Consider the following 24,793-nt stretch of genomic DNA (forward strand, 5'->3'; position numbering starts at 1 on the left):
GGGCTTGACCAGCAAATAAAACCAAGTGTATGTAACTTTATAACGTAACAATTGATTGGACGAAGGAGACTTGCGTAGCGTGTTCACTTGCGGCGCAGGCAGTTGACAGCGGCCTGCGGCAGTGTAGGTTCGCTCCGTCATGGTTCTTCCGCCACCCGGTGGAAGCTAAGAGGGAATCCGGTGAAGACCCGGAGCTGTCCCGCAACTGTAAGCGGTGAGCCAATCGCCCACGATGTCACTGGCAGCAATGCCGGGAAGACGGGTGAGGTGGCTTTGACCCGCAAGCCAGGAGACCTGCCTGACATATTGTAATTCCGTGGTCGGGGGTGCCATGGGAATGATGGCTGTTTCCGGCATTTCGGCCGGAGGCCCGTCATTTTCGTTGCCGCCTCGTGAATGAGGCATTGTGACAACCGAAACCCAACCAATCCATCGAGAGCCCTCTCAGCCCGACGCCGTGCTGCTCGTCGCCAAATCGGCTTTCGCGGCAGCGCCGCATCAGGACATGCAGCGTCTCGCGACGCTGGCGGGCCAGTTGCGCGGAGCGAGAACCGTTCGCGTTGCATTCACCGAACAGGGCACGCCGTCCCTGCGCGAAGCGCTCGGTGCGCTCATCGACGAGGGTGTCGGCAATCTCCTCCTCGTGCCGCTCATGCTGCCACTCGAGCCGAGTTTTCAGAACTGGCTGACCAAGACCCTGAAACGATGGCGGGCAGCGGACCCGCGCCCGTGGCCGTCGCTCTCGATAACCGCGAGCCCTACCGCAAGCACCCTTATGGCGCGCCTTCTCGAAGACCTCGCCGGAACGGCGCAGGCGCTCGATCTTTCATCCTCGGTACGTCCGGCGGGCGAGGGGTCGCTGGTGCCTGCGCAGAAGCGCCGCGTGCTCGTCTGTCAGGGCGCCCCGTGTAATTCGGCCGGTGCTGACGCGATCTGGGGACATCTGCGCAACCAGCAGGAACGGCAGAAGCTTCGGGTTACCGGCGATGGCACCATGACGGCCAAATCCACCTGTCTTGGCCCCTGCAACCTTGCACCGGTCATGCAGGTCTTTCCCGAAGGCACCTATTACGGCGGCGTTACCGAGGAGGCTGTCGATCGCATCGTTGCCGAACACCTGCTTGGCGGGTGTGTTGTCGAAGATTTCGCCTATCACCCGACCGGCCGCAAGCAGCGGCTGCGCAATCTATCCGAATAGCATGAGAGGAAACATAATGTCGGCAAAGAGCATTTCGCGTCTGGCGGCAGCCGGGCTCGCGGCTTTCATTACGGGAGTGGCGGGCAATGCGCTGGCCACCGAACCCTTGCGCGTCGGCGCCACCTACATCACAAGTGGCCTTGATCCCGCAAAGGGTTCCAATGGCTGGGCGCTCGTCAGTCACGGTGTGGGAGAGAACCTCTTTACCGTCGACAAAGATGGACGGCTTGTGCCTGACCTTGCCGAGAAAGCGGAACGCACCGGCGATTTGACCTGGACAGTGACGCTGAAACCGAACCGGACCTTCTCCGATGGTTCTGCCGTAACGGCAGCAGCCCTTGCGGCCGGATTCGAGCATACTTTCGCAACCAACAAGGCGGCGCTTGCGACAGGTGGAAAGCTTGGCTTCAAGGCAGTCGATGCACTGACGCTCGATATCACGACGGAGAAACCGGTGTCCTTCCTGCAGGCGCTGTTTGCGGAGTGGCCGCTGGTTGCCTATACGACTGCCGCCGATGGCCGTGCTCTGTTCACCGGACCGTATCAGATCGCGGATTTCAAGGCGGATACATCGCTGAGACTGGCGCCGAATACCCATTTTGCTGACGCCGGTTCCCGTTCTCCGGTCGACTTTCGCAGGTTCGGTGATGCGCAGAGCATGACCCTTGCGCTGGAGGCGGGTGAGCTGGACCTCGCCTTCGGGCTGCCCTCGGAAGTCGTGACGCGGCTGCAAACCAATCCGGATCTGACGATCAAGTCGTTTCCGGTAGGTTATCAATATCTCGCCTTCCTCAATACCAAAAGGCCGATTACCACCGACATCAAGGTGCGTGAGGCGCTGGACCTGACTTTCGATCGCAGGGAACTGGCGGCCGCCATTAACGGCGGTGAACCGGCTACCGGCGCCTATGCCGCCTACTTCCCCTTCGCCGGAAAACAGCCGCGTCCGACCGACATAAAAAAAGCCGAAGCGCTTCTCGATGAAGCCGGATGGGTCAGGGACGGAGCAGGGAACCGCACGAAGGACGGCGCGCCGCTGCGCCTTCTCGCCATCACCTATCCGCAGCGTCCGGACCTCGTTACCATGCTGCCTGTCGTAAAGGCGCAGCTTGCCAGGGTTGGCATCCAGCTTGACACGAAGGTTGTGGAAAACATTCAGGATGTGGCGGCCGCCGGCGAGTTCGATATCGCGCTCTGGGCGCAACACACCGCGCCGAATGGCGATCCGGCCTTCTTCCTCAATTCGATGCTGCGCAGCGGCGCTTCGCTCAACTATGCGAAATATGCCTCTGCGGATTTCGACGCCATCCTTGATCGCTTTGCTGTGGCGGGCGAGGCCAAAGAGCGGGCTGCAATTGCTCTCGATGCTCAGGCAAAACTGTTCAAGGACGTTCCGGCCTCCTTCCTGGTTTCTCCTGTCTGGTATGTGGGTCTCTCGAAGCGGCTGCAGAATTATGAGCCCTGGGGTTCGGACTATTATGTCCTGCGCGCCGATATCGGCGAGGCCAGGTAATTCTGATGCAATTGCTCCGGTTCGGCATACGCTCGGCGTTGGCAATGCTTGCGCTGTCGCTCGCATCCTTCACGCTTATTGCCCTGATGCCTGCCGATCCGGTGCAAATTGCCATCCGTGTATGGAATCTTTCGGCAACGGGTGAAACCGTTGCTGCGCTGAGGGAAGAATGGGGCCTCGATCGCCCCCTTCTTCTGCGTTATCTGCATTGGCTTACGGATTTCGTCACCGGTGACTGGGGGAGGTCCTTCCGCACCGGCGAACCCGTTTTTGCGGAGTTTCGCGAGCGTCTTCCCGTTTCGCTCCTGCTCGGCCTATCCGGGATGCTGATCGCCATCGTCGTTGCGGTGCCGATCGGTTTCTTCGCGGCGGCGCGGCCGGGTGGTATTGCCGATCGCGCAAGCCGCATATTTTCAGTCTTCGTCCAGGCCGTTCCGGGCTTCTGGCTGGGGCTCGTTCTGCTCTGGGTTCTCGGCGTCCAGCTGAGATGGATCCGTCCCTTCGCGACCGACGCCACCGCGATCGTGCTGCCCGTCATGTTGATAGCCTCGCATTCGGCCGCCGTCTTTGCGCGCGTCTATCGGCGAGACATGATGGAAACCATGCGGCAGCCCTATTTCCGCACCGCTCTCGCCAAGGGACTTTCGCGCCGGCAGGCGCTCTGGCGTCACGCGCATCGCGGCGCGTTCTACGCCTTGCTTTCGGCGGTGCGTTCCGAGGCGGGCTGGGTGATCGGCTCGACGGCGACCATGGAAATTCTCTTCAACCTTCCGGGTCTCAGCCAGTTTCTCGTGCAGAGCATCGCAGTTCGCGACCAGATGGTCCTGCAGGCCTATGTCATGGTCATTGCGCTGTGGCTGCTCGTCATGAACCTGATCGTTCAGATACTTCAACGCTTTCTTGATCCGCGGCTTGCCTGATGATCCGATATCTTGCACTTGCCGCATTGCTCTTGTTTCTGCTCCTGAGCACTTTCTGGCAGCCCTATGATCCGGATGCGGTAGATATTCTCGCCCGTCATTCGGGCGTGACGGCGAGCCATCTGCTTGGAACCGATCACCTCGGCCGCGACCTTTTTTCCCGCATCATGGCGGGGGGATGGCGCACGGCGCTGGTGGTTTTTTCGGTCGGCTTCATCGCCTTTACCGGTGGCACATTGCTCGGCACCAGCGCTGCGGTGCTGGGGGGCTGGAAGGAGCGCGCATTGCTGCGCTGCTGCGAATTCTTCATCACCGTTCCGACGCTGATCATCGCGCTGACAACGGCGGCGGTTTTCGGTCTCACGCCGATGACGGCGGGACTGGCGCTTGGTCTTGCCGGCATAGGACCGACGGCCCTCTTTGCCCATTCCCTCAGCCAGCGCGTGCTTGGGCAAACCTTTGTCCATGCGGCGGAAGCCCTGGGCGTGCCGCCATTCCGGATGATCATTCGGCATCTTCTGCCGAACATCCTGCCGCTGATGGTGACGCATACCGGCAATCAGGCGGGTTTTGCGGTCACCGCTTATGCCTCGCTCGCCTTTATCGGCCTTGGAGCGGATCCATCAAAGCCCGACTGGGGCTCCATGCTGTTCGAATATCGCGTTTTTATTTTCGACCATCCGAGCCTGATGATCTGGCCGGGCGTCGCAATCGCCATGACGGTCGCCACGCTCAACGCTCTGTTCGACACGTCCGACTGACCATTTCGTCAATACAGAAACAATATGCAGCACATAGAGGATCACGCGATGGATGGCGGCAATTTCGATCTGAAGGAGGAAATCCGGGATTACTGGTCGAAAAGATCCGAGACTTTCGATCTGGCCTTTGGACACAGGATTGCGGCCGGCCCGGAGGCCGATGCATGGCAAAAGCCGATCAGGGATCTGCTGGGCACAGAACCGAAGCGCATCCTTGAACTGGCCTGCGGCACGGGCGAGGTGACACGGCTCATTCACGATCTCGGCCACGACGTCACGGCGCTGGATTTTTCAGAGGCGATGCTGTTCGTGGCGCGAGCGAAACATGCCGGAAAAACGAGGCTGCGTTTCATCATGGCGGATGCTGAAAACACCATGGAACCGGACCAGTCCTATGATGCGATCATCTGCCGGCACCTGGTCTGGACGTTGACTAAGCCCGAGACGGCCTTCCGCGAGTGGTTCAGGCTGCTTCGTCCGGGCGGTCGCCTGCTGTTCGTCGATGGTGACTGGGCAAGGCCAAAGCCGGCGGGGCGCTTTGCTAGCCAGTTGATCTGGCTTATCGACCGCCTGGCGGGAGCCGACAGGAACTATGACGGCGCCCAGAGCGATCACCACGCCGCAATCATGAAGGCGCTTCCGTTCGGGCAGGGGCTGCGGCCCGCAATGCTGACGCCGCTTCTGACTGACGCCGGCTTTACCAACATCGAACTGCACTCCCATGATCCGATCGCAAAAGCGCAGCGGAAGAACGCTAACCTACGCAACAGGCTGCGCACCTATGTTTATCAGCGCTTCATTCTAACCTGCCACCGCCCATAAGGCAGATAAAGAAAGCCGCGCTGTTGACAGGCTCAATATATCCGTTATTCTGGATATATGGATAACAGCATTGCGATAACGGCGCTCGGCGCCTTGGCCCAATCCACTCGACTGGAAACATTCCGGCTTCTCGTGCGCCACGAGCCGGAAGGTGTTCCGGCGGGTGAACTGGCGCGTCTCATCGACATTCCCCAGAACACGATGTCGGCACATCTTGCCACACTGTCGCGGGCAGGGCTGGTCAAGAGCGAGCGGCAAAGTCGGTCGATCATCTACCGGGCGGATCTTGATGGCCTGCGTGCACTGACCCTGTTTCTGCTCAAGGATTGTTGCGGCGGCTCGACGGAACTCTGTGCTCCGCTCATCGCCGAACTCACACCCTGCTGCAGCCCGGAGGCCAGCCGCTCGTGAAATCTACCAGGCCGCCGACCTAACCACGGATCAAGACCATGATCGACGCTGTCCTTAACGTGCGCCCCCTGCGCACGCGCAATTCCGCTCGCTCTATTTTCCCATAGGCAAAGGTGAGGGAACGGCAACTGGGCGCGCTTTCCTTCCTCAGCAACGACGCAACGAAAGTCCGCATGATGTCAATGTTCGAACGTTATCTCACCGTCTGGGTGTTTCTGTGCATCGTCGTCGGTGTTGCCCTCGGTCATCTGATGCCCGGCGCCTTCCAGGCTATCGGTGCGGCAGAGATCGCCAGGGTCAATATCCCCGTCGCGATACTGATCTGGCTGATGATCATTCCAATGCTGCTCAAGATCGATTTCCGGTCTCTTGCGCAGGTCGGCAGCTACTGGCGGGGCATCGGCGTCACATTGTTCATCAACTGGGCCGTCAAGCCGTTCTCGATGGCGCTGCTGGGCTGGCTTTTCATCGGTTGGCTTTTCCGCCCCTATCTTCCCGCAGGCCAGATCGATTCCTATATCGCCGGGTTGATCATTCTTGCCGCAGCACCCTGCACGGCCATGGTCTTCGTCTGGAGCAATCTGACAAAGGGCGAGCCGCTGTTCACGCTCTCGCAGGTCGCGCTCAATGATGCGATCATGGTCATCGCATTTGCTCCAATTGTGGGTCTGCTGCTTGGTCTGTCGGCAATCACGGTTCCATGGGACACGCTCGTTCTGTCCGTTGCGCTCTATATCGTCGTGCCCGTCATTCTCGCGCAGGTCATCTGGCAGCGGCTCATGGCGGATGGCACTTCAGAGGTGCTGGATCGCGTTCTTGCCAGGCTGCACCCTGTTTCGCTGGTGGCGTTGCTTGCAACGCTGGTTCTTCTCTTCGCTTTTCAGGGCGAGCAGATCATCGCGCAGCCGGCCGTCATCGGTCTGCTCGCCATCCCGATCCTGATCCAGGTCTATCTGAACTCCGGGCTTGCCTATCTTTTGAACCGCATGACCGGCGAACGGCATTGCGTTGCCGGTCCATCTGCGCTGATCGGCGCCAGCAACTTCTTCGAACTCGCGGTCGCGGCCGCCATCAGCCTGTTCGGTTTTCAATCGGGCGCGGCGCTGGCGACCGTTGTCGGTGTCCTCATCGTGGTTCCGGTCATGCTCTCGGTCGTCTGGATCGTGAACCGCTCGAAGGACTGGTATGAGGCTGCCCCCGCTGTTTCCCGCCCCGATGCTTCCCGAAAGACAATCACCGAAAGGCAATGAGCATGGACATCACGATCTATCACAACCCGTCCTGCGGGACGTCTCGCAACACACTGGCGCTGATCCGCGCCGCCGGGATCGAACCGAAGGTGATCGAATATCTGCGGGAGCCGCCAACGCGCGAAGAACTCGCGACGATGATCGCGGATGCTGGCCTGAGCGTTCGAGCAGCCATCCGCGAGAAGGGGACACCCTATGCCGAACTGGGTCTCGATAATCCGGACCTCACCGATGACCAGTTGCTCGATGCCATGATCGGCACGCCGATCCTCATCAATCGTCCCTTCGTGGTGACACCGCTCGGCACCAGGCTCGCACGCCCTTCCGAGGTCGTGCTTGATATCCTGCCAGACAGCTTCAAGGGGCCATTCTTCAAGGAGGATGGCGAACAGGTTCTCGATCAGGAAGGAAAGCGAATTGCCTGACACATTCCCCGCACTGAAAGGCGAGCATCTGCACGAGATCAATCTCGATGCACTGCGTCCGGCCTCCTCGACCCACAAGCCCCGCATCCTCATCCTCTACGGCTCGCTTCGCGAGGTATCCTACAGCCGTTTACTCGCCTTTGAAGCAGGACTGTTGCTTGAAAGGTTCGGGTGCGAGGTCCGGATATTCGATCCGAAAGGCCTGCCACTACCCGATGAAGCGCCCGTGAGCCACCCGAAGGTACAGGAACTGCGCGAGCTGTCATTGTGGTCCGAAGGTCAGCTGTGGGTGAGCCCGGAGCGCCATGGCGCGATGACCGGCATCATGAAGTCGCAGATTGACTGGATTCCGCTTTCTGTCGGATCGGTCCGCCCGACACAGGGCAAGACGCTCGCCGTGATGGAGGTTTCCGGGGGCAGCCAGTCATTCAATGCCGTGAACCAGATGCGCATTCTCGGACGATGGATGCGGATGATCACCATTCCCAACCAGTCATCGGTGGCCAGAGCCTATCAGGAATTCGATGCTGAAGGCCGGATGAAGCCGTCATCCTATTACGACCGTGTTGTCGACGTCTGCGAAGAGCTGGTGAAATTCACCCTGCTGACGCGTGACGCCTCAGCCTATCTCACGGACCGCTACAGCGAACGCAAGGAAGAGGCGGCCGAGCTTGAGAAGCGCGTTTCATTGGGATCGATCTGATGGGCGAGGGGAGGCTCACCCTGTAGGGCGATAATAAGTTTTCAAGAATCCGGATCGGCTGAAACTCTTTCCGTGACCGTCTCGTATCTTGTCTTGCTCCGATTATGGAGTGCCAGCCCGAGGAGGCGCGTATCGAGCGTCGGGGCAACCGAACAAGAGGAAATTACGATGATCAGGTCCACGATACGCACGCTTGCACTCGCAACAATCGTGTCCGCCATCTCCGCCAGCGCATTTGCCGCCAATCCAATGGTGGGCGGCGCTGCCATGTATGACAACAAGAACATCGTTGAAAATGCGATGAATTCCAAGGACCACACAACATTGGTCGCAGCGGTCAAGGCCGCGGGCCTTGTTGAAACGCTTCAGGGGAAGGGGCCTTTCACGGTCTTTGCTCCCACCAACGAAGCCTTTGCGGCGCTGCCAAAGGGCACTGTCGAAACCTTGCTGAAGCCGGAAAACAAGGCCCAGCTTACGAAGATTCTCACCTGCCATGTCGTGGCAGCCGATGCCATGTCCAAGACCATCGAAAAGATGATCAAGGACGACAAGGGTACGCATGACGTCAAGACCGTTGGCGGCTGCATTCTGAAAGCCAAGGAAAGCATGGGCAAGATCACGCTGACCGACGAGATGGGCGGCGTGGCGCATGTCACCATCGCGGATGTCAAGCAGTCGAACGGCGTCATTCACGTCATCGACAAGGTTCTGCTTCCGAAGATGTGACCCGCAAGATAAATGGCTTAGTGAAAAAGGCTGGCCCGAAAACGGGGCCAGCCTTCTTTTTTGAGCTGTTCAGAGCCCGCGATGGCAAATCACATTGCAGGAAGGACCGTCATGTCGCGCAGGCCCTTGTCCGCACCCGTGATTATACCGACTTCGGTTGCCGCGCCGGTTTCCAGATTGACGGTGTAGAGACTATTGCCTGCGGCCAGATAGGCAGTGTTCTTGCCGCCTTCCTCGCCGTGGATATCGAATGCGTAAGTCGCCGGCTTCTCCTTGAGGCCAAGCTTGCCGATGGCTTTCAATGTGCCGTCGTTTGGCTTTGTCTGCTGGACCAGTGCGCCGATGGTGGCATCAATATTGTACATGGCCGTTTTTTCCGGCTTGCCGATGGAATTGGTATAGGCGGCGGCGACAATATTGGGTGTCTCTCCCTTGTGCATGTCGCCGTCTTCGAAGGCGAGTGCGCCATCGACCGTGACCGCGCCGGTATCGGGATGAACGCGGTGATTGGTCGTGCCGGTCATGAAGCGCAGACGATCCGCCATGGGGTTGAAATCGACGACGACCGGGGCTTCGGTTACGGTCAGCATCTTGTCCATCTTGGCCACTTCGGTTGCCGCGCCAGTCTCAAGATTGATGGAGACGATGCGATGATCCGGCGTTACGCCGATGACGGTCTTGCTGCCCGGGCGAAAATCGATTCCGACGAGCTTGTCGACGCCGGTGACATCCATCGTCTTGGTGACGGCCGGCTTTTCGGTATCGAACATCACCAGCGTCTTGTCGCCGGTCAGTCCAAGGACCGGTGCTGAAATTGCGACGCTCGCCGTTGCTGCGAAAGCGGCCGAGGCGATCAGAGTGAAGCGGATAGGTTTCATGTCTTTCTCCCGTGCGTTGATCCGTTTGGAAGCCGTCCAGCCTTTGGTTTTCGACGCTTCCAACAATAAAGACACGCGGAATGATGCGTTTGGATGCAGCAGGCAAAAAAATATCTGCCGCATGCATCCATATCGTCGCGCTATGGGTATTATGCGAAAGCCAACCGTGGCTTGCGGTCTGAACTCGAAAGGTTTTGCATGCGTATGGGCTCCGTGCCGGACGATCTCGACAGGGCGCTCGCCGCCTGCGCCAGGGGCGACCGAAACGCATTGCGCGCTATTTTCGACCGTGAGGCAGGGCGGTTGATCGCGGTGGCAGAGCGTATCGTCAAGCGCAGGGAACTTGCGGAGGAGGTGGTGCAGGAGAGCTTCGTGCGCATCTGGACTCATGCGCACCAGTATAAAGCGGACCATGGTTCGGCACGCGGCTGGATTTACGCCATCGTCAGAAACCGGGCGCTCAATCTTCTGCGCGACGGCAGGCGTGAACTCGCCGTGCAGGATGTTGAAACGCTTCGCGACAGTGAACAGGCGGACGAGGTAATTGCCGCATGGCAGAAACTCGACAGGAATTCGCGCCTCTATGAATGTCTCGGTGCACTTGACGAGACAAAAAGACAAGGCATCTTAATGGCTTACGTCGCCGGATATTCCCACGGCGAAATTGCCGGCCGGTTGCGTGCTCCGCTCGGGACGACGAAATCCTGGATAAGGCGAGGGCTTTCGGCACTCCGGGAATGCATGGCATGACATTCGATCGCGAAGACATTCCGGCCATCGCCGATGACTATGTATTGGGTCTGCTTGAGGCATCGGACGCTGAAGCTATCGAAGCAGCCATGGAACGCGACGGCGAATTGCGGGCGGCAATCGCTAAAAGCCGCGAGCGCTTTCTGCCGCTCGATACCGGCGTTGAGCCTGCCGCTGTCAACGGTGAATTATGGAACAATATCGAAAGCCGTTTGCCGCCGCAGGACAAATCCACGGCCAATAGGCCGATCCGCACCGCAAACGACAATAAACGAAACCGATGGCGGTCGATTGCGATTTCCGCCATTGCCGCAACAGTCGTTCTTGCTGCCGGGTTGACCTTCAGTCTGACGCGGACAGCGGAGCCGCTGGTGATCGCAGTCCTTCTCAACGAGGCGGGCGAGGTTCAGGCCGTGGTCGAGGATTTCGGAAACGAAAAGGCGACCTTGCGGATGCTGGCTGATTTTGCCGTGCCGCAGGACAAGACGATCCAGCTATGGACGTTGCCATCCAGAGAGGTTGGGCCCGTTTCGCTCGGCCTGATCGACGGTGTTCGATCCGCACGTCTTGAAGGGCCGGTATTGCCGACACCGAGAAGCGACCAGCTCTACGAAATTACACTTGAGCAGGCAGGCGGATCGCCGACAGGCAGACCAACCGGACCAATTCTGGCAAAAGGTTTTGCACGAATGCCGCGTTGATGCGGGAAAACGAGTTCGATGACCGCAGCACTTGAAATTTACACGGATGGTTCATACGACCCGGTTGCACAATTGGGAAGCTGGGCATTCGTCGTGTTTGAAGCCGAGCAGCAGTTTCATGCCGCGCGAGGAATGGAAACCGGACTGACAAATAATGCGTTTGAAGTGATGGCGGTCATGAATGCGCTTTTGTGGCTGGATGCCCATGCGCCAGGCCGGACGGCCAGGCTTTGGACGGACTCCGCCCATGTCGTCGAGGGTTGCCATCGCTGGCGCGAAATCTGGCGGACAAACGGGTGGAAACGCATCAACCCCAATTCGCGAGCACGGAAACGGCAGATACCAGATGGAGCTCTGTGGCGGAATGTGGATCGCTTGCTGCTTCGTAATCCCAATGTGGATATATCGTGGTGCAAGGGACACGCAGGTATCGCAGGGAACGATCTGGCGGATGTTTTGGCCCGCAACAGAACGATCGCCTGACGTTTCCGAAAGGTCTTAAGGCCTGAAACGCAAGGCTTCCAAAGGCAATTTAGTTCCATAATCTATCTTATGCGACCATTGGATATAGGGCGCTCGCAAGAATGGAACACCCTAACGACAAGCGGATTGCCAGCTTGTCCGGCGTCAGCCGATAGCGCACCCGCAAGAGCGAATGAATTGCGGACTTGTTTCTCCCGTTCCGGACCCCAAATAGCCTTGGTCTTCCGCCTTTGAATGCGAGTACCAATGAACACTGCAATCCTCTTGCCCATACATACCGATCGTCTCACCCTGCGTCCGTTCCAGCCCGACGATTTGCCATCCTACGCCGATTACCATGGGCGCGACGACGTCTATCGGTTTCTCTACACATCTCCGCCTCTGCCAGATGCGCTTGCAGTGCAGTTTGCCGAATTGCTTTCAGCTCCTTTCTCGAAAGATGGCGACACTTTGCGACTGGCGGTCGTGCGTCAAGAGGATGCGATGCTGCTTGGCGAAGTACTCCTGAAAATCGCCAGTAAAGATGCTCTGCAACTCGAAGTCGGTTATATCTTCAACCCTTCTTTCTCCGGCAAGGGTTATGCGACAGAAGCTGTGCGCGCCATCATGGATCTCGGTTTCAATCAGTTGGGGTGTCACAGGATTTTTGCACGGCTAGACACGCTCAATCATGGCTCCATCGGGATTGTCGAACGGCTGAAAATGCGCAGGGAAGCACATCTTGTCCAAAACGATCGTTTCAATGGGCAGTGGGGAGACGAATTCATCTATGCGATTTTGAAATCCGAATGGCATGCTACCCACGCAGCAAAGGTTCCAGACGCATAATCCAGAACTGAAGAAGGCCCCCTCTCCTCGCTTTCCACTCGGCCGGATTGGGTCGCCGGCAGCCTGGAAGCATTCCGGCAATGCGACGATCATCGACGCCACGGCACCACTCTCCAGCGTCGCTGATGATATTCTGGCGAGATGCGGAAAGGTTCAGCGTGACGAGGCGGCCTTAAAAACCGCCAGCTGATCGGCGAAGGCGCGTTGATGGGCGGGGCGCGCCTCGCCACGGGCCACATAGGCTGAAAGGTTCGGATATTCGTCGAGGATGCCTGAACTTCTTATCCTCTGCAGAACCGACACCATCATAAGGTCACCGGCGCTGAATGCGCCGTCGAGCCAGTCCGCCTCGCCGAGGCGCCTGGATAATTCGCCAAGCCGTTTGCGAATGCGTTCATCGACCAGGGGCAGGCGTTCATCATGCCAGCTCCTGTCCCTTTCCACATATCCGGCAACAAAGCGCTCGACGATTGGCGGCTCTATTGTACTGAGGGCTGCGAACATCCACGTTATTGCCCGCGCCCGTGCATCCGCATCCACCGGCAACAGTCCGGTATGTCGTTCGGCTATGTGGAGCACGATCGCGCCGGATTCGAACAGCGCAAGATCGCCCTCTTGATAGGTCGGTATCTGTCCGAATGGCTGAAGCGCCAGGTGCGCAGGCTCCCGCATTGCCTTGAAGGAAACGAGACGCACATCGTAAGGCGCCCCCACCTCCTCCAACGCCCAGCGCACGCGCATATCACGGGCCAGACCCTTGCCGCCATCGGGCGAATTTTCGAAAGCGGTGATCGTGATCGTCATTGCTGTTCTCCATCGCGTCTTTTGGGAAACGGCTGGGAATTGCCGGGCGAAGTTTCTCCCTGCAATTCGGCATATGTTGGGCCGTTCCGGCGTCAGGTATGCGGCATCAGAATTGGCGGAGGCCTGCGCGAAGACAATTCGCACACATTGCCGGGATATGTCATTGGCGTGCGGCTTTACCCACCTATATCAATCAAGGAGACGACGCGCATCCGATGAAAAGGCTGGCCAATCCGCGCAAAAACTCTAAGCTCCTGCGCCGGACACGGATTGCCAAAAAACTTCAGTATTTCAGTTCAAATCATTAGGGAGAAACCCAAAGATGAGCCTTCGTATCAACGACATCGCACCCGATTTCACCGCCGAGACCACGCATGGCCCGGTGAGCTTCCACGACTGGATCGGCGACGGCTGGGCGGTCCTGTTTTCACATCCCAAGAATTTCACGCCGGTCTGCACGACGGAGCTCGGCGCGATGGGCGGCCTGCAGCCGGAATTCGAAAAGCGCGGCGTCAAGATCATCGGCATTTCGGTCGATCCGGTCGAGAGCCATGAAAAATGGAAGAACGACATCCGCACGGCGACCGGCTTCAACGTCGACTATCCGCTGATCGGCGACAAGGACCTGAAGGTGGCCAAGCTCTATGACATGCTGCCGGCGGGCGCTGGCGAAAGCTCCGAAGGCCGCACACCGGCAGACAACGCCACCGTGCGCTCCGTCTTTGTCATCGGCCCCGACAAGAAGATCAAGCTGGTCCTCACCTACCCGATGACCACTGGCCGCAACTTCGAGGAAATCCTCCGCGCCATCGATTCCATCCAGCTAACCTCGAAACACCAGGTGGCGACGCCGGCCAACTGGAAGCAGGGCGAGGATGTCATCATTACCGCCGCCGTTTCAAACGAGGATGCGATTGCCCGTTTCGGCTACTACGACACGGTTCTTCCCTATCTGCGCAAGACAAAGCAGCCTGGCTGATTTGAAAGATGCAATGGGACGATGATCCGTCATCGTCCCGTCCGCTCGCTCTGCACGTTATGACGGGGTATTCTCGCCGGCCTCATGCCTGACGATGCGCAGCATGGGCCGTCCGTCCGCCTCCGCAGCTTCGAACCGAGCGAGGAGATCATAGGACGTGATGGCTTCACCGGCTGCAAAGCGCCTCCCGTTGACGACGAGATGGCCGAGGCCGAATATGGTGAGAAGCACCTCGGTCGCCTCTACCTTCGAAGTGTCGAGAATCAGGTTCGTCTGGCCGAAATGTTCCAGACCCGTTGTCCATGATCTGATTGCTCCTGCCTCCTCCGTCACAAAGGCTCCGAAGGCCAGCATCTCCGCCATTTGCTGCGGTTGATCCAGATGACTGTTTGCATAGTTGAGATAGTCGTCAAGATTGGTGCGGCCAACGATCATATCAAGATAATACAGCGCAACGGCGCGCATCGGAGCGACCTGATGGATGCCGAGCAGGGTTGAGACTATTTCGTTATGCGCGATTTCGGGATCATTCTCATCCGCCATGATGAGGAACCTGAACTCGCACTGATGCGTCGCAAGGCGGAAATCGTCATATGCCGCTTTCGCATCAACGCAAAAGGTCTTTGACCAGTCGATCTTGGTTTGCGCGACCGCCGGATATTGGGCCGGTGGAACCGGCGCCGTTACCGGTTCTGGCGCGCCAACAAAAACCCTGGTCGACCCGCGCAGGCCGTCAAAGACGCCCTTTTCGCTCAACGGTTCGCATTCATATCCTTCCGCGCCCCATGCCTCAGTCAGAGTCAAACCCGAGATCGCGGGTTCGTTGTCGAAATAGAGTGTCGCCTTGAAATATTGAGCGTCGCCATTTGCCATTGCAGTCCCTGTCCAAGGCACGTTCCTCTGCTCTACGGCTTTATGATCCCGCCATGATAGTCAAGCCGGTACGCCTCTATACCCTCCCGATAAATCCGTTCGACGCCAGTGAAAGACCGGAACTCACCCTCATTGGTGTCGACATAGATCATGTCTTCGACGTGATGGGTGAAGCCACCGAGGAAGCGCCCTTCCCCGTAAAGCGCTGAAAGCGAGCGCTGGATCACCCTGCCCGCCACACCGGCGTCCATCGTTTCGGGGCGGATGATGCGGCCGTAATAGCTCATGGCCCACAGCGGAACACCCCGATGCCAGACGACCTCCTGGCCGATGAAGTCGGTTCCGCCGAAATAGCTGTCGAGATAATGCCAGTCCCCGTCCTGATAGACCAGATCATGCGCGCCGGGGCGAGTGGGCGTCGGGGATTTGTCGCCACCGCCCACATAGGTGTTGGTTTTTGCCTGCACGATGAATTCTTCCAGCATGTGACACCCCTCAAGAAAGAACATAAAGTGAACATATGTGAATTGCGTGATGGCCGCAAGCGTCTGCCCTGTTGCGCCTCGCGCCATATTTTCGAAGATAGCGGGCTTGGTAATCGGGGCGTTTACCCTTAAAAGCGACGCAGAAATTATCCGCAAAGAGTATCCATGTCGCAAAATCCGCAGATCTATGTCGATGCCGATGCCTGCCCCGTGAAACCGGAGATACTGAAGGTGGCGGAACGGCATGGGCTGGAAGTGACCTTCGTCGCCAATTCCGGTTTGCGCCCCTCGCGGGATCCGATGGTGAAAAACGTCATAGTATCTGCGGGTTTCGATGCCGCCGACGACTGGATCGCCGACCATGCGGGTGAAAACGATATCGTCATCACTGCCGATGTGCCGCTGGCCGGGCGTTGCGTTGCCAAGGGCGCGCTGGTGACGGGGCCGACGGGCCGCGTTTTCGATCCGTCCAATATCGGCATGGCGACGGCGATGCGCGATCTTGGCGCTCATTTGCGCGAAACCGGCGAGAGCAAGGGATATAATGCGGCTTTTTCGCCGCGCGACCGTTCCGCCTTTCTGGAGACGCTTGACCGTTTCTGCCGCCGTGTCAAAAAATGAGCGCGCAAACAGAAAGGCGCAGCCCATGACCCCGGCCCCCCGAGAAGCAACGTCTATCGCCGCCATCAACCCTTCGTCATCGCTTTTCTGGCTGGAGCCCTGGGCCTTGCCCTTGCCTTGACGCTGGCACCGTCGCTCGCCATCGAGGTCGCTGCGGTTCTGTTTTTCCTGACTTATCTGACGCTTGCCGCCTTTCACCTGCCGGGACTGACGGCGCAGCATCTGAAAGCCCACGCTGACAGCGACGACCTGCCCGCAATCGCCATCATTGCAATCACGCTGCTTGCGGTCGGCGTCGCCGTCGTGTCGCTGTTTCAGGCGCTCAACCATAGCGGCGAAACGGTCTGGACGCTGCTCATCGCCTTCGCCTCCGTGATCTTCGGATGGCTGACGATCCACACCATGACGGCCATGCATTACGCTCATCTTTACTGGAGGCCGACCACGGTAGACGGCAAGCGCCAGCATCGCGGCGGCATGGATTTTCCGGCAACGAAAGAGCCTTGCGGTTACGACTTCCTCTATTTTTCGGTGGTGATCGGCATGACGGCACAGACATCGGATGTGGGGGTGACCACGACCGCCATGCGCAAGGTCACGCTGCTGCACTCCATCGTCTCCTTTTTCTTCAACACGGTTCTGGTTGCGGCGGCGGTCAATGCCGCAGTCTCGCTTGCAGGCTGAACGGAAATCTTCTCAAGGGAATGGCTTCATGAACATCATTTCGCAAAATACGGCCTTTGGCGGCATGCAGGGCGTATTTTCGCACGCATCCGAAACCCTGAACTGCGAGATGACCTTTGCGGTTTACGTGCCGCCAAAGGCGATCCAGGAGCCCTGCCCGGTTGTCTGGTATCTCTCCGGCCTCACCTGCACCCATGCCAATGTCATGGAAAAGGGTGAGTATCGCCGCATGGCTTCCGAACTCGGGCTCATCGTCGTCTGCCCGGACACCAGCCCGCGTGGCAATGACGTGCCTGACGAGCTGACCAACTGGCAGATGGGCAAGGGTGCCGGTTTTTATCTCGACGCCACGCAGGAGCCATGGTCCGAGCATTACCGCATGTACAGCTACGTGACGGAAGAGCTGCCGGCCTTTATCGGCCAGCATTTCCGCGCGGATATGAGCCGCCAGGCCATTTTCGGCCATTCGATGGGAGGGCATGGCGCCATGACCATTGCCCTGAAGAACCCCGACCGCTTCAAAAGCTGCTCCGCCTTTGCTCCCATCGTCGCGCCCTCCTCCGCCGACTGGTCCGAACCGGCGCTGGAAAAATATCTCGGCACGGACCGGGCCGCGTGGCGGCAATATGACGCCTGCTCGCTGGTTGAGGACGGCGCCCGTTTTCCTGAATTCCTGATCGATCAGGGCAAGGCCGACAGTTTCCTTGAAAACGGGCTGCGGCCCTGGTTGTTCGAAGAAGTGATCAAGGGCACGGAGATCGGCCTGACACTGCGCATGCACGAGCGTTATGACCACTCCTATTATTTCATCTCCACCTTCATGGACGACCATTTGAGATGGCATGCCGAGAGGCTTGGTTGAAGGGTAGAAGAACGGCGGCATGACGGCGTTTTCAGAACGCCGTCTCGCAGAGGTTTCCCGAAATAGGAATTATGCGTCTGACGGTATGCGGGCGATAACCTTGATCTCGAAATCGAAACCGGCGAGCCAGTTGACGCCGATTGCCGTCCAGTTCGGGTAAGGCTTTTTGCTGAAAATCTGCTGCTTGACGGCCATGATGGTCCCGAACTGGTTTTCGGGGTCCGTGTGGAACGTCGTTATATCGACAATATCGTCGAACGTGCAGCCGCCCGCTTCCAGCGTCGCCTTGAGATTTGCGAAAGCCAGCTGGACCTGACGTTCAAAATCGGGCTCTGGCGTCCCATCGGAAAGGCTGCCAACCTGCCCTGAAACGAATAGAAGGTCGCCAGACCGGATAGCGGCCGAGTAACCATGCTCCTCGTAAAGAGCGTGTCTGTTTGCGGGAAAAATTGCTTCGCGCTCAGTCATTTTGGATCTCTCTTTTTCATGATTGAATTGGCACCGATGAGCGCAGCAGAGCTTTTCAAAGCTTCACAAGCCGCCTCATTCCATGTACGGTGTGTATGTGAAATATCTGACATACACGCCGTATGTCAAGTTCATATACGTGATGCATGTGAATTAGAGGAGCCGATGGCGAGACGACGGGCCGAGACAATGGAGGAGAACCGCGCAAGGCTGATCGCAGCTGCGCGCAAGATCTTTGCCGAAAAGGGATATGCGGCTGCATCCATGGACGAGTTGACCGCAGAGGTCGGTCTGACGCGGGGCGCGCTCTATCATAATTTCGGGGATAAACGGGGGCTTCTGGCGGCAGCCGTCAATCAGATTGATTCTGAAATGGCGTCACGCGCCCAGGAAATCGGGGCACGCGCGGGAGACGATTGGCAGGGTTTGCTGGCTGAAGGTGTCGCCTATATCGAGATGGCGCTTGATCCGGAAGTGCAACGTATCGTTCTGCTCGACGGGCCGGCGGTACTCGGCGATCCGTCGCAATGGCCCAGCCAGAACAATTGCCTGCAGGTAACAAAGCGGACGGTACAACGGCTGATCGAGCAGGGAATCCTCAAACCAGTCGATGCGGAAGCTGCGGCCCGACTTCTAAGTGGCGCCGCGCTCAATGCCGCGCTGTGGATTGCTGCCAGCGACAAGCCCGAGAAAGTTCTGCCGAAGGCTGTCGAGGCCTTCCAATCCCTGGCCACCGGTCTTCTTAAAAAGCCGGTGTAAGCTCTCGGTGTCTGTAGTCAGTCTTGGAGCAGGATTCCCTGCGCTCTTTTATCTTCGGGTTTCCGCTGCGGTTCACGGAAACAATGCCGTCGCGAGCGTTGTCGGACCGGGCCGGCTCAGCCGGAACTCGCGGATGACACGTTCCGCAACGCCATAAGCGAGTTCCTGCTCGATTGACCGGTTGTCGAAGCTGACGACGGTAGCGGTGAATTTGGCTTCGGCGATTACCTCACCCGTCGCCACGGCGGCGGCGCGCACGATGACCTTGGCGGACGCCCGTTCTCCGAAGAGAAATGGGCCGCGCGTGACGGAAGCGAGGCGGATGGTCAGCACCACGCGCGGTCTGATTTCGCCGCGCGCCGTCGTCTTGATGGCGTTTTGCACCTGCGCATGAATGGATTGCATCAACGCCGGCGCGACATCGGGTCTTGCCGCGACAAATGCGCCGCGCACATCGTAAAGCAGCCGGTCTGCATTGGTCGCTTCCGGTTCAAGCCTGAAAGACATGAGCGTGAAACACGCCAGCACAACGATGCCAAGGCGTTTCAGCATTATGATCATGATCTGCGGCTCCCCTAACGTGAGGTAACCGCATGTTCTGATATCAGGGTTAGAAAAGCGTTAAGACGCGCTCTTCAGCGCCTCGAGAACATTGAGGGCCGCGCGCATGTCGATGAGCCTGACGGCGCGGCGCTCCAGCGCCTCCTCGTCCTCGCCCCATTGCTCGGCGGTCCAGTCCTCATCAAGATGCGCCAGCGCCCAGGTTTCCTCGAGCGTCAGCTCTCCTTCCGCCAGCGCCAGCGCCAGAGTGGCGGAGCCGGTCAGCGACGTCATGGTGTGCAGGGCGGCAAGCGCGATCGGCTTATCGTATTTTCTGAGCGTGACGGAAAAGGCAGCGATAGCTTCCTTCGGCTGCTCGCGATGCATGACGCCTTCAACAAGGATAAAGCGCGCGCCAAGCACATTGGCTGCCCAGTCAAGCACAGGATCCCAATGGTCCGTCTGGCGTTGAACCAGTGCGGCCGGATCGCCGGCGCGGTAGCACAGAAGATCGGATGAGGAGAACCGGAGTATATCCTCAAAAACGGCCTGGGTGTCGTTGGCGACACCGTCAATGGCCGTATTCACATGCCGGGATACGGGCATGACCACCGGATTGACGACGTCCGTCTGCGCATCCCATTCATCGCGAAGCAGGCCGGCAAGCGCCTTTGACGGCACGATGAGCGGCTTCTTGGCGGGCGTGCGCAACGGCTTGCCATCGAGGAGGATGGTGAAGCCGCCATCTTCGGCTTCCGCGACGGTGACATCCTTATAGAAGCGCTTCGGCAAAGGCTTCTGCATCTGGATTTGCGCGCGCAGGATCGGATCGGGATGGCTCAGGCCCTCCGTAAGGTCGTTCAGGAGATCACGCATGGCACGTCCTCATCAGTCGAATAGAAAGGGTCATTCAGGAATATCGGCGGGAACATAGGCCGAAATTTCGCGCGGGTGGCTGACAACCGCATCGGCGCCGGCCTTCCAGAGGTCATCGACCGAGGCGTATCCCCAGGCGACGCCGATCGCCTTTGCGCCTGCAGCCTTTGCCATCTGCATATCATAGATCGCATCGCCGATGACGACAGTGTCGGCCGGAACCATGCCGGTTTCATGGCAGCATTCCATCACCATGGCCGGATGTGGCTTGGAAGGACAATCATCCGCCGTGCGCGACACAATGAAATGATCGGTAAAACCATGCGTTTCGAGAATATGGGTCAGGCCGCGACGGCCTTTGCCGGTGACCGCTCCGATCAGCACATCGTCCCGCTTCGAAAGCGTATCGATCAGCGCAGCGATGCCGTCGAAAAGCGGCTCGATCATGCCCGGACGGGCGCGGACCGGATGATAGATTTCCTTGTAGCGCTGCGTCATCGCCAGCGCCTCGTCATCCACATGCGTCTTGCCGAGCATGCGGGCGATGGCGATATCGAGCGTCAGGCCGATGATCGCCTTGGTCTGCGAGATATCCGGACGCGGCTTTCCGAAATCGGCGAAGGTATCGGACATGACGGCATGGATGAGGCCCGCACTATCCACCAGCGTGCCGTCGCAATCAAAAAGAACGAGTTTCATCGACTTTTAGTCTTCCCTGTCGCCATCGGCCACGTCGAGACCGAGCAAGTTCCAAGTCTGTACCATATGCGGCGGCAAAGGCGCGCTGACGCGAAGCCGGCCGCCATTCGGATGCGGAATGTCGATATGGCGCGCATGCAGATGCAGGCGCTTCTGGATGCCGCCCGGAAAGTCCCAGTTCGGATCGTCGATATAATATTTCGGATCGCCGATGATCGGGTGTCCCATATGCAGGGCGTGGACGCGCAGCTGGTGGGTACGGCCGGTATAGGGCTCCATCTCGAGCCAGGCGAGGTTTTGCGCGGCGGTATCGATGACACGGTAATAGGAAATGGCGTGATCCGCCCCCTCCTCGCCGTGCTTGGCAATGCGCATGCGGTCGCCGTCCGCCGTCTGTTCCTTGACCAGCCAGGTGGAAATCTTGTCCTGATGCTTGCGCGGAACGCCCTTGACCAGCGCCCAATAGGTTTTCTTGGTATCGCGCTCGCGGAAGGCGGCCGTCAGCTTCTGCGCAGCACCCCGGGTGCGGGCGACCACCAGCACGCCGGAGGTGTCGCGGTCGAGGCGGTGCACCAGACGCGGCTTTTCGCCCTTCGGGCTGGTCCAGGCCTCCAGAAGTCCGTCGATGTGGCGGTTGACGCCGGAGCCGCCCTGAACGGCAATGCCAGCCGGCTTGTTGAAAACAAATACCTTGTCGTCCTCATGCAGGAGCATGCGCGCCAGAAGCTCTGCGTCTTCGGAATGTTTTAGATCCCTCGAGCCGATCGGTCCGCTTTTAACCCTGAGGTCGGAATCGACCGGCGGCACGCGCACCATCTGTCCCGGCTGCACTCTCGCATCCGTCTTTACCCGGCCGCCATCCACGCGCACCTGTCCGGAGCGCAACAGCTTCTGCAATTGCCCGAAACCCAAACCCGGATAGTGAATCTTGAACCAGCGATCGAGGCGCATACCGGCCTCGTCGGCCTCGACCTTGATATGCTCGATACCTGCCATGAAATTTCCAGTCTCTCTGTCTTGATCGCACGCCCATATCTGTGGCGCGCCGTTTGGATCAAGCCTTTAGAACAAACTGCGGCCCAAGGCCAGCCCGGCGAAAACCGCGGCTATGGAAACCACAAGACTTGTAATGACGTAAATGGCTGAAAGACCGAGGGCGCCGCGCTCAAAAAGCGCAACCGCATCGAGCGAGAAGGACGAAAAGGTTGTGAACCCGCCGAGCACGCCGGTGACGAGGAACAGCCGCATTTCCATCGACGCATTGAGACGCCTTGCCACAAGCTCGACCAAAAGACCGATCAGGAACGACCCGGCCACATTGACCGCCAGAGTTCCCCAGGGAAAGTTCGGCCCCGCCAGCCGCACACTCCAGACACCGACCAGATAACGGAATACGGAACCGATTGCGCCGCCTGCGGCGACGAGAACGATATTCACCATGAGGGATTGTCTCCGGAGGAAATTGCCGGACCGGGCTGTCCGATGCATTTCTAGACCATAGAAACGGCACGCGAAACCCCTTTGCCCGGCACTTTCGTCCATTAAAATACGATTAAATTACAGCTGCGCGATTTAGCCTTCCAACAAGGCGCAGATGCTAATCTCCGTTCTTTAAGAGGTCGGCGAAGATGGCCGGAGGTTGGATGACACAGGTTCTTTCCGTTTCAGCAAATACGGCTGCCTATGCGCTTGAGGCCGTGAAGCCTTCGCAGCGCGTACCGCGCAGAACTGAGGTTGAAGAGGCCATTCACGAACTGGCGCGCAAGGCGGAACATGGAGACGACTTCCAGCTCAGATCCCTGATGACGGCGATCAAGCCGCCCGCCCTGACGCTTTATTTCCTGACAGTCGCCAGCCAGCGTCACGAACGACAGGCGACACTCGATCAGGCCGTGGAAGCCTATGAGGAAAATAACGCGAAAACCTATTCTGAAAATATCAATACAAATCAAATTGATATGTGAATATTCCAATCTTATCTCTTATATCCGGCACATCTAATGTTCCGCTTTTGCATTCAGGCTGATGTCAGGCTGTTTTTCTAAATATTTCTCACCGAATGCCGGAAAAATCACGGAGGCGATGGCCATCACGCCTTTTCCGTCACGGCGCTGAAAGCAAGGACATAATCTAAAAAGCTTGCGGCTACCGGACTTGTCACGCGTTCCGGTAGCCGTTTTTTAGTTATCAATTATGCTGGTGAGCATCGCCCTTGGCCGAGCCGGCGGAAAGCACGATCTCGACCTTACCGGCCTTTTCAAAGATCAGCGTTACCGGCACCTTGTCGCCTTCGGCAAAAGGCTTCTTCACGTTGAAGAACATCATGTGCAGGCCGCCCGGCTTCAACTCCACGATCTGGCCGGCGGGAATGACGACGCCGTCATCCAGCTTGCGCATCTTCATGACGTCGTTGACCATGGCCATTTCGTGAATTTCGGCACGGCCGGCGGCTGGGGATTCGACGCCAATCAGCTTGTCGTCACTGTCACCGGTATTCTTGATCGTCACGTAACCGCCGCCAACGGGCTGACCCGGCAGCATCGCCTTTGTCGTGCCGGCGGAGAGTTCGAGGCTGCCGGCCTTTGCGACATCCATATTCATGTCCATGTCCATAGCCATGGCAGAGTGATCATGTCCGCCCGCATGGGCCTTTTCGGTAACACGGATGGTCGGAGCCGGGCTTTTCAGCGAATGAGGATCGACACCAGCGGCCGCCACCTCATCCCACGAAACCTTGCCCTTGTCGCCGCAAAGCTGCGTCACCTTGAAGGGCAGGTCCTGCCTCGCCTCTATGCCGGAAATTTTTCCCTGCACGGCAAAGGTGTCGTAGAACTCGTCCGGCAGGTTGCCGCCTTTCCAGCGGATTTCGACCGGCCCGCTTTTGATCTCCTTGCCGTGGTTCTTGTAGGCCTTCTGATAGTCGCCCTTGATGATCTCCAGTTCCCAGCCGGCCTTTGGCTGCGGCTTGGCGGAAATGAAGCCTTCCGGCAGCTTGATCTGCACTTCGGTGGTGGCAAGTCCGCCATCGCAACCATGCGGCACCTGAAGTGCGGCAACGATGGTGCTGTCCTGTTCGGCCGAACCGTCAACGAAGGTCGCGTGAGCGAAAGCTTGTGCCGTCGAGACGGAGGCCATGAACAGGGTGCAGGTGATGATCTTGGTGGTTTTCATGTGTCTTGTCCTTGCGACTGATGCCAATAAAGCAGTGCAGCCATTGCTTGCCGCCAGCCGGCGGCGATGATCCTGTGAAACGAAGAGATCAGGCGGACAGGGATGGCGGGCCGCGTGCAGCCGGTTTGCGGATCGTCAGGACCGAGCGGAAAGTCCACTCCGCGGATAAGCGATTTTCGAGCCAGGCGAATTCCGTTCTGAGCCAGCCCGCCGCATCGGGGACCGGCACAAGAATGGATGAGGCCAGCAGGCACGCCTCGCAAAACAGGATTGCGTCGCTGGAATGGGCGGGGTTGTCCTTGGCATGCGAGGCATTCACCCCACCGCTGTGGCCCAGACAAATCTCGGCAAAGGTGCCGTCCGGCAGCCGGTAGCTCTCATCGAGCACGACTTCCGGGGCGGCGGCAAGTGCAGGCTTATGCGCGAAACCGAGCGACAACATCAGGGCTGCACAGAAAATGCGAAGCATTTTCTCCACCCCTGCCACCCGTCGTTTTCGATTTGCGTCCATATTCTCGCGATACCCCTCTTTCTCGCCGATTTCAAAGGGGAATTTTGCCGCAGCCCCAACCTCTCGAAGGGAACCATCGTCGGAGCGCAACA

Annotated in this window: 32 protein-coding genes and 1 riboswitch; of the genes, 20 read left to right on the top strand and 12 right to left on the bottom strand. The window is 58.6% G+C overall.

Annotation, left to right across the window (positions count from 1 at the left end; genetic code table 11):
* Window positions 1-122 precede the first annotated feature (122 nt).
* A riboswitch (cobalamin riboswitch) is annotated at window positions 123-316 on the top strand.
* 90 nt (window positions 317-406) lie between these two features.
* The 10 genes from G3A56_RS03605 to G3A56_RS03650 all read left to right on the top strand — a co-directional run bounded on the left by G3A56_RS03605 (window position 407) and on the right by G3A56_RS03650 (window position 8,729).
* Entirely contained in the window at window positions 407-1,198 is a 792-nt protein-coding gene (locus tag G3A56_RS03605; RefSeq protein WP_246231139.1) for a (2Fe-2S) ferredoxin domain-containing protein, read from the top strand.
* A 16-nt stretch (window positions 1,199-1,214) separates the two neighbouring features.
* Window positions 1,215-2,711 carry an ABC transporter substrate-binding protein gene (locus G3A56_RS03610; RefSeq protein ID WP_246231141.1) on the top strand — a complete coding sequence of 499 codons (1,497 nt, stop codon included), beginning with the start codon at window positions 1,215-1,217 and terminating at the stop codon, window positions 2,709-2,711.
* A 5-nt stretch (window positions 2,712-2,716) separates the two neighbouring features.
* Window positions 2,717-3,631 carry an ABC transporter permease gene (locus G3A56_RS03615; protein ID WP_246231149.1) on the top strand — a complete coding sequence of 305 codons (915 nt, stop codon included), beginning with the start codon at window positions 2,717-2,719 and terminating at the stop codon, window positions 3,629-3,631.
* Window positions 3,631-4,392, top strand: coding sequence for an ABC transporter permease (locus tag G3A56_RS03620; RefSeq protein WP_003496050.1), 762 nt, complete (start codon window positions 3,631-3,633; stop codon window positions 4,390-4,392). The genes G3A56_RS03615 and G3A56_RS03620 overlap by 1 nt, the downstream gene beginning before the upstream one ends.
* A 48-nt stretch (window positions 4,393-4,440) precedes the next feature.
* The gene (locus G3A56_RS03625) at window positions 4,441-5,214 is read left to right on the top strand and encodes a class I SAM-dependent methyltransferase (protein WP_082184238.1); all 774 of its coding nucleotides are present in this window, start codon (window positions 4,441-4,443) and stop codon (window positions 5,212-5,214) included.
* 57 nt (window positions 5,215-5,271) lie between these two features.
* Window positions 5,272-5,625, top strand: a complete 354-nt coding sequence (locus G3A56_RS03630) for an ArsR/SmtB family transcription factor (protein WP_003496055.1) — start codon at window positions 5,272-5,274, stop codon at window positions 5,623-5,625.
* A gap of 176 nt (window positions 5,626-5,801) precedes the next feature.
* Complete coding sequence (gene arsB, locus G3A56_RS03635; RefSeq protein WP_164056604.1) at window positions 5,802-6,875, top strand: ACR3 family arsenite efflux transporter; 1,074 nt, start codon at window positions 5,802-5,804, stop codon at window positions 6,873-6,875.
* A 2-nt stretch (window positions 6,876-6,877) separates the two neighbouring features.
* Window positions 6,878-7,300, top strand: coding sequence for an arsenate reductase (glutaredoxin) (gene arsC, locus G3A56_RS03640; RefSeq protein WP_082184237.1), 423 nt, complete (start codon window positions 6,878-6,880; stop codon window positions 7,298-7,300).
* Window positions 7,257-8,003, top strand: coding sequence for an arsenical resistance protein ArsH (arsH, locus tag G3A56_RS03645; RefSeq protein WP_164056175.1), 747 nt, complete (start codon window positions 7,257-7,259; stop codon window positions 8,001-8,003). The genes arsC and arsH overlap by 44 nt, the downstream gene beginning before the upstream one ends.
* A gap of 168 nt (window positions 8,004-8,171) precedes the next feature.
* Window positions 8,172-8,729, top strand: coding sequence for a fasciclin domain-containing protein (locus G3A56_RS03650; protein ID WP_003496063.1), 558 nt, complete (start codon window positions 8,172-8,174; stop codon window positions 8,727-8,729).
* Between the two features lie 89 nt (window positions 8,730-8,818).
* On the opposite strand, the gene G3A56_RS03655 is transcribed toward G3A56_RS03650, so the two are convergent.
* A complete protein-coding gene (locus G3A56_RS03655) occupies window positions 8,819-9,607 on the bottom strand; it encodes a DUF4394 domain-containing protein (RefSeq protein ID WP_164056176.1) in 789 nt (262 codons plus the stop codon).
* Window positions 9,608-9,811: 204 nt separating this feature from the next.
* Here G3A56_RS03655 and G3A56_RS03660 point away from each other — a divergent pair, with 204 nt between their 5' ends.
* From G3A56_RS03660 to G3A56_RS03675, 4 genes are all read left to right on the top strand, one after another.
* Window positions 9,812-10,357 carry a sigma-70 family RNA polymerase sigma factor gene (locus G3A56_RS03660; RefSeq protein WP_082184235.1) on the top strand — a complete coding sequence of 182 codons (546 nt, stop codon included), beginning with the start codon at window positions 9,812-9,814 and terminating at the stop codon, window positions 10,355-10,357.
* Window positions 10,354-11,058, top strand: a complete 705-nt coding sequence (locus G3A56_RS03665) for an anti-sigma factor (RefSeq protein ID WP_082184678.1) — start codon at window positions 10,354-10,356, stop codon at window positions 11,056-11,058. Before G3A56_RS03660 ends, G3A56_RS03665 begins: the two co-directional genes overlap by 4 nt.
* Window positions 11,059-11,076: 18 nt before the next feature.
* Complete coding sequence (locus G3A56_RS03670) at window positions 11,077-11,541, top strand: ribonuclease H family protein (RefSeq protein WP_082184234.1); 465 nt, start codon at window positions 11,077-11,079, stop codon at window positions 11,539-11,541.
* Between the two features lie 246 nt (window positions 11,542-11,787).
* A complete protein-coding gene (locus G3A56_RS03675; RefSeq protein WP_082184233.1) occupies window positions 11,788-12,369 on the top strand; it encodes a GNAT family N-acetyltransferase in 582 nt (193 codons plus the stop codon).
* 153 nt (window positions 12,370-12,522) lie between these two features.
* Here G3A56_RS03675 and G3A56_RS03680 read toward each other — a convergent pair whose 3' ends face one another.
* Window positions 12,523-13,173, bottom strand: a complete 651-nt coding sequence (locus G3A56_RS03680; RefSeq protein ID WP_082184232.1) for a glutathione S-transferase family protein — start codon at window positions 13,171-13,173, stop codon at window positions 12,523-12,525.
* Between the two features lie 322 nt (window positions 13,174-13,495).
* Here G3A56_RS03680 and G3A56_RS03685 point away from each other — a divergent pair, with 322 nt between their 5' ends.
* Window positions 13,496-14,152, top strand: a complete 657-nt coding sequence (locus G3A56_RS03685; RefSeq protein ID WP_082184231.1) for a peroxiredoxin — start codon at window positions 13,496-13,498, stop codon at window positions 14,150-14,152.
* A gap of 57 nt (window positions 14,153-14,209) precedes the next feature.
* Here the strand turns inward: G3A56_RS03685 and G3A56_RS03690 are convergent, their stop codons facing one another.
* On the bottom strand, window positions 14,210-15,025 hold the full coding sequence (locus tag G3A56_RS03690; RefSeq protein ID WP_082184230.1) for a hypothetical protein: 816 nt from the start codon (window positions 15,023-15,025) through the stop codon (window positions 14,210-14,212).
* Between the two features lie 32 nt (window positions 15,026-15,057).
* The gene (locus G3A56_RS03695) at window positions 15,058-15,510 is read right to left on the bottom strand and encodes a DUF5680 domain-containing protein (protein WP_082184229.1); all 453 of its coding nucleotides are present in this window, start codon (window positions 15,508-15,510) and stop codon (window positions 15,058-15,060) included.
* A 165-nt stretch (window positions 15,511-15,675) separates the two neighbouring features.
* Here G3A56_RS03695 and G3A56_RS03700 point away from each other — a divergent pair, with 165 nt between their 5' ends.
* From G3A56_RS03700 to fghA, 3 genes are all read left to right on the top strand, one after another.
* Complete coding sequence (locus G3A56_RS03700) at window positions 15,676-16,131, top strand: YaiI/YqxD family protein (protein WP_003496076.1); 456 nt, start codon at window positions 15,676-15,678, stop codon at window positions 16,129-16,131.
* A gap of 78 nt (window positions 16,132-16,209) precedes the next feature.
* Window positions 16,210-16,815: a DUF1345 domain-containing protein gene (locus tag G3A56_RS03705; RefSeq protein WP_164056606.1), complete on the top strand. Its 606-nt coding sequence runs from the start codon at window positions 16,210-16,212 to the stop codon at window positions 16,813-16,815.
* Between the two features lie 28 nt (window positions 16,816-16,843).
* A complete protein-coding gene (fghA, locus tag G3A56_RS03710) occupies window positions 16,844-17,677 on the top strand; it encodes an S-formylglutathione hydrolase (RefSeq protein WP_082184227.1) in 834 nt (277 codons plus the stop codon).
* Between the two features lie 69 nt (window positions 17,678-17,746).
* On the opposite strand, the gene G3A56_RS03715 is transcribed toward fghA, so the two are convergent.
* Window positions 17,747-18,145: a RidA family protein gene (locus tag G3A56_RS03715; RefSeq protein ID WP_082184226.1), complete on the bottom strand. Its 399-nt coding sequence runs from the start codon at window positions 18,143-18,145 to the stop codon at window positions 17,747-17,749.
* Window positions 18,146-18,310: 165 nt separating this feature from the next.
* Between G3A56_RS03715 and G3A56_RS03720 the strand changes: the two genes are divergently transcribed.
* A complete protein-coding gene (locus tag G3A56_RS03720; RefSeq protein ID WP_082184225.1) occupies window positions 18,311-18,904 on the top strand; it encodes a TetR/AcrR family transcriptional regulator in 594 nt (197 codons plus the stop codon).
* Between the two features lie 72 nt (window positions 18,905-18,976).
* On the opposite strand, the gene G3A56_RS03725 is transcribed toward G3A56_RS03720, so the two are convergent.
* The 5 genes from G3A56_RS03725 to crcB all read right to left on the bottom strand — a co-directional run bounded on the left by G3A56_RS03725 (window position 18,977) and on the right by crcB (window position 22,459).
* Window positions 18,977-19,465: a hypothetical protein gene (locus G3A56_RS03725; protein ID WP_035242530.1), complete on the bottom strand. Its 489-nt coding sequence runs from the start codon at window positions 19,463-19,465 to the stop codon at window positions 18,977-18,979.
* 60 nt (window positions 19,466-19,525) lie between these two features.
* The gene (locus G3A56_RS03730; protein WP_082184224.1) at window positions 19,526-20,320 is read right to left on the bottom strand and encodes an ATP12 family chaperone protein; all 795 of its coding nucleotides are present in this window, start codon (window positions 20,318-20,320) and stop codon (window positions 19,526-19,528) included.
* A gap of 30 nt (window positions 20,321-20,350) precedes the next feature.
* On the bottom strand, window positions 20,351-21,019 hold the full coding sequence (locus tag G3A56_RS03735; RefSeq protein ID WP_082184223.1) for an HAD family hydrolase: 669 nt from the start codon (window positions 21,017-21,019) through the stop codon (window positions 20,351-20,353).
* Window positions 21,020-21,025: 6 nt separating this feature from the next.
* Window positions 21,026-22,015, bottom strand: coding sequence for an RluA family pseudouridine synthase (locus tag G3A56_RS03740; RefSeq protein WP_003496085.1), 990 nt, complete (start codon window positions 22,013-22,015; stop codon window positions 21,026-21,028).
* 66 nt (window positions 22,016-22,081) lie between these two features.
* Window positions 22,082-22,459: a fluoride efflux transporter CrcB gene (gene crcB / locus G3A56_RS03745; RefSeq protein ID WP_082184222.1), complete on the bottom strand. Its 378-nt coding sequence runs from the start codon at window positions 22,457-22,459 to the stop codon at window positions 22,082-22,084.
* Between the two features lie 203 nt (window positions 22,460-22,662).
* Between crcB and G3A56_RS03750 the strand changes: the two genes are divergently transcribed.
* Entirely contained in the window at window positions 22,663-22,983 is a 321-nt protein-coding gene (locus G3A56_RS03750) for a hypothetical protein (protein WP_082184221.1), read from the top strand.
* A 223-nt stretch (window positions 22,984-23,206) separates the two neighbouring features.
* Here the strand turns inward: G3A56_RS03750 and G3A56_RS03755 are convergent, their stop codons facing one another.
* On the bottom strand, window positions 23,207-24,190 hold the full coding sequence (locus G3A56_RS03755; RefSeq protein WP_082184220.1) for a copper chaperone PCu(A)C domain-containing protein: 984 nt from the start codon (window positions 24,188-24,190) through the stop codon (window positions 23,207-23,209).
* 88 nt (window positions 24,191-24,278) lie between these two features.
* Window positions 24,279-24,659 carry a hypothetical protein gene (locus tag G3A56_RS03760; RefSeq protein WP_082184219.1) on the bottom strand — a complete coding sequence of 127 codons (381 nt, stop codon included), beginning with the start codon at window positions 24,657-24,659 and terminating at the stop codon, window positions 24,279-24,281.
* Window positions 24,660-24,793: the final 134 nt, after the last annotated feature.

It is taken from the genome of Rhizobium oryzihabitans (assembly GCF_010669145.1).
GTDB classification, from domain to species: domain Bacteria; phylum Pseudomonadota; class Alphaproteobacteria; order Rhizobiales; family Rhizobiaceae; genus Agrobacterium; species Agrobacterium oryzihabitans.

Bases quoted from the DNA above. Each gene is read 5' to 3' on its own strand.
- G3A56_RS03680 (WP_082184232.1), bottom strand. From the start codon at position 13,173: ATGACGATCACGATCACCGCTTTCGAAAATTCGCCCGATGGCGGCAAG.
- G3A56_RS03730 (WP_082184224.1), bottom strand. From the start codon at position 20,320: ATGCGTGATCTCCTGAACGACCTTACGGAGGGCCTGAGCCATCCCGAT.
- G3A56_RS03630 (WP_003496055.1), top strand. From the start codon at position 5,272: ATGGATAACAGCATTGCGATAACGGCGCTCGGCGCCTTGGCCCAATCC.
- G3A56_RS03620 (WP_003496050.1), top strand. From the start codon at position 3,631: ATGATCCGATATCTTGCACTTGCCGCATTGCTCTTGTTTCTGCTCCTG.
- G3A56_RS03660 (WP_082184235.1), top strand. From the start codon at position 9,812: ATGGGCTCCGTGCCGGACGATCTCGACAGGGCGCTCGCCGCCTGCGCC.
- G3A56_RS03665 (WP_082184678.1), top strand. From the start codon at position 10,354: ATGACATTCGATCGCGAAGACATTCCGGCCATCGCCGATGACTATGTA.
- G3A56_RS03755 (WP_082184220.1), bottom strand. From the start codon at position 24,190: ATGAAAACCACCAAGATCATCACCTGCACCCTGTTCATGGCCTCCGTC.
- G3A56_RS03725 (WP_035242530.1), bottom strand. From the start codon at position 19,465: ATGATCATAATGCTGAAACGCCTTGGCATCGTTGTGCTGGCGTGTTTC.
- G3A56_RS03610 (WP_246231141.1), top strand. From the start codon at position 1,215: ATGTCGGCAAAGAGCATTTCGCGTCTGGCGGCAGCCGGGCTCGCGGCT.
- G3A56_RS03760 (WP_082184219.1), bottom strand. From the start codon at position 24,659: ATGCTTCGCATTTTCTGTGCAGCCCTGATGTTGTCGCTCGGTTTCGCG.
- arsC (WP_082184237.1), top strand. From the start codon at position 6,878: ATGGACATCACGATCTATCACAACCCGTCCTGCGGGACGTCTCGCAAC.
- G3A56_RS03740 (WP_003496085.1), bottom strand. From the start codon at position 22,015: ATGGCAGGTATCGAGCATATCAAGGTCGAGGCCGACGAGGCCGGTATG.
- G3A56_RS03695 (WP_082184229.1), bottom strand. From the start codon at position 15,510: ATGCTGGAAGAATTCATCGTGCAGGCAAAAACCAACACCTATGTGGGC.
- fghA (WP_082184227.1), top strand. From the start codon at position 16,844: ATGAACATCATTTCGCAAAATACGGCCTTTGGCGGCATGCAGGGCGTA.
- G3A56_RS03735 (WP_082184223.1), bottom strand. From the start codon at position 21,019: ATGAAACTCGTTCTTTTTGATTGCGACGGCACGCTGGTGGATAGTGCG.
- G3A56_RS03655 (WP_164056176.1), bottom strand. From the start codon at position 9,607: ATGAAACCTATCCGCTTCACTCTGATCGCCTCGGCCGCTTTCGCAGCA.
- crcB (WP_082184222.1), bottom strand. From the start codon at position 22,459: ATGGTGAATATCGTTCTCGTCGCCGCAGGCGGCGCAATCGGTTCCGTA.
- G3A56_RS03690 (WP_082184230.1), bottom strand. From the start codon at position 15,025: ATGGCAAATGGCGACGCTCAATATTTCAAGGCGACACTCTATTTCGAC.
- G3A56_RS03670 (WP_082184234.1), top strand. From the start codon at position 11,077: ATGACCGCAGCACTTGAAATTTACACGGATGGTTCATACGACCCGGTT.
- G3A56_RS03700 (WP_003496076.1), top strand. From the start codon at position 15,676: ATGTCGCAAAATCCGCAGATCTATGTCGATGCCGATGCCTGCCCCGTG.
- arsH (WP_164056175.1), top strand. From the start codon at position 7,257: ATGGCGAACAGGTTCTCGATCAGGAAGGAAAGCGAATTGCCTGACACA.
- G3A56_RS03615 (WP_246231149.1), top strand. From the start codon at position 2,717: ATGCAATTGCTCCGGTTCGGCATACGCTCGGCGTTGGCAATGCTTGCG.
- G3A56_RS03675 (WP_082184233.1), top strand. From the start codon at position 11,788: ATGAACACTGCAATCCTCTTGCCCATACATACCGATCGTCTCACCCTG.
- G3A56_RS03720 (WP_082184225.1), top strand. From the start codon at position 18,311: ATGGCGAGACGACGGGCCGAGACAATGGAGGAGAACCGCGCAAGGCTG.
- G3A56_RS03650 (WP_003496063.1), top strand. From the start codon at position 8,172: ATGATCAGGTCCACGATACGCACGCTTGCACTCGCAACAATCGTGTCC.
- G3A56_RS03625 (WP_082184238.1), top strand. From the start codon at position 4,441: ATGGATGGCGGCAATTTCGATCTGAAGGAGGAAATCCGGGATTACTGG.
- G3A56_RS03685 (WP_082184231.1), top strand. From the start codon at position 13,496: ATGAGCCTTCGTATCAACGACATCGCACCCGATTTCACCGCCGAGACC.
- arsB (WP_164056604.1), top strand. From the start codon at position 5,802: ATGTCAATGTTCGAACGTTATCTCACCGTCTGGGTGTTTCTGTGCATC.
- G3A56_RS03715 (WP_082184226.1), bottom strand. From the start codon at position 18,145: ATGACTGAGCGCGAAGCAATTTTTCCCGCAAACAGACACGCTCTTTAC.
- G3A56_RS03750 (WP_082184221.1), top strand. From the start codon at position 22,663: ATGACACAGGTTCTTTCCGTTTCAGCAAATACGGCTGCCTATGCGCTT.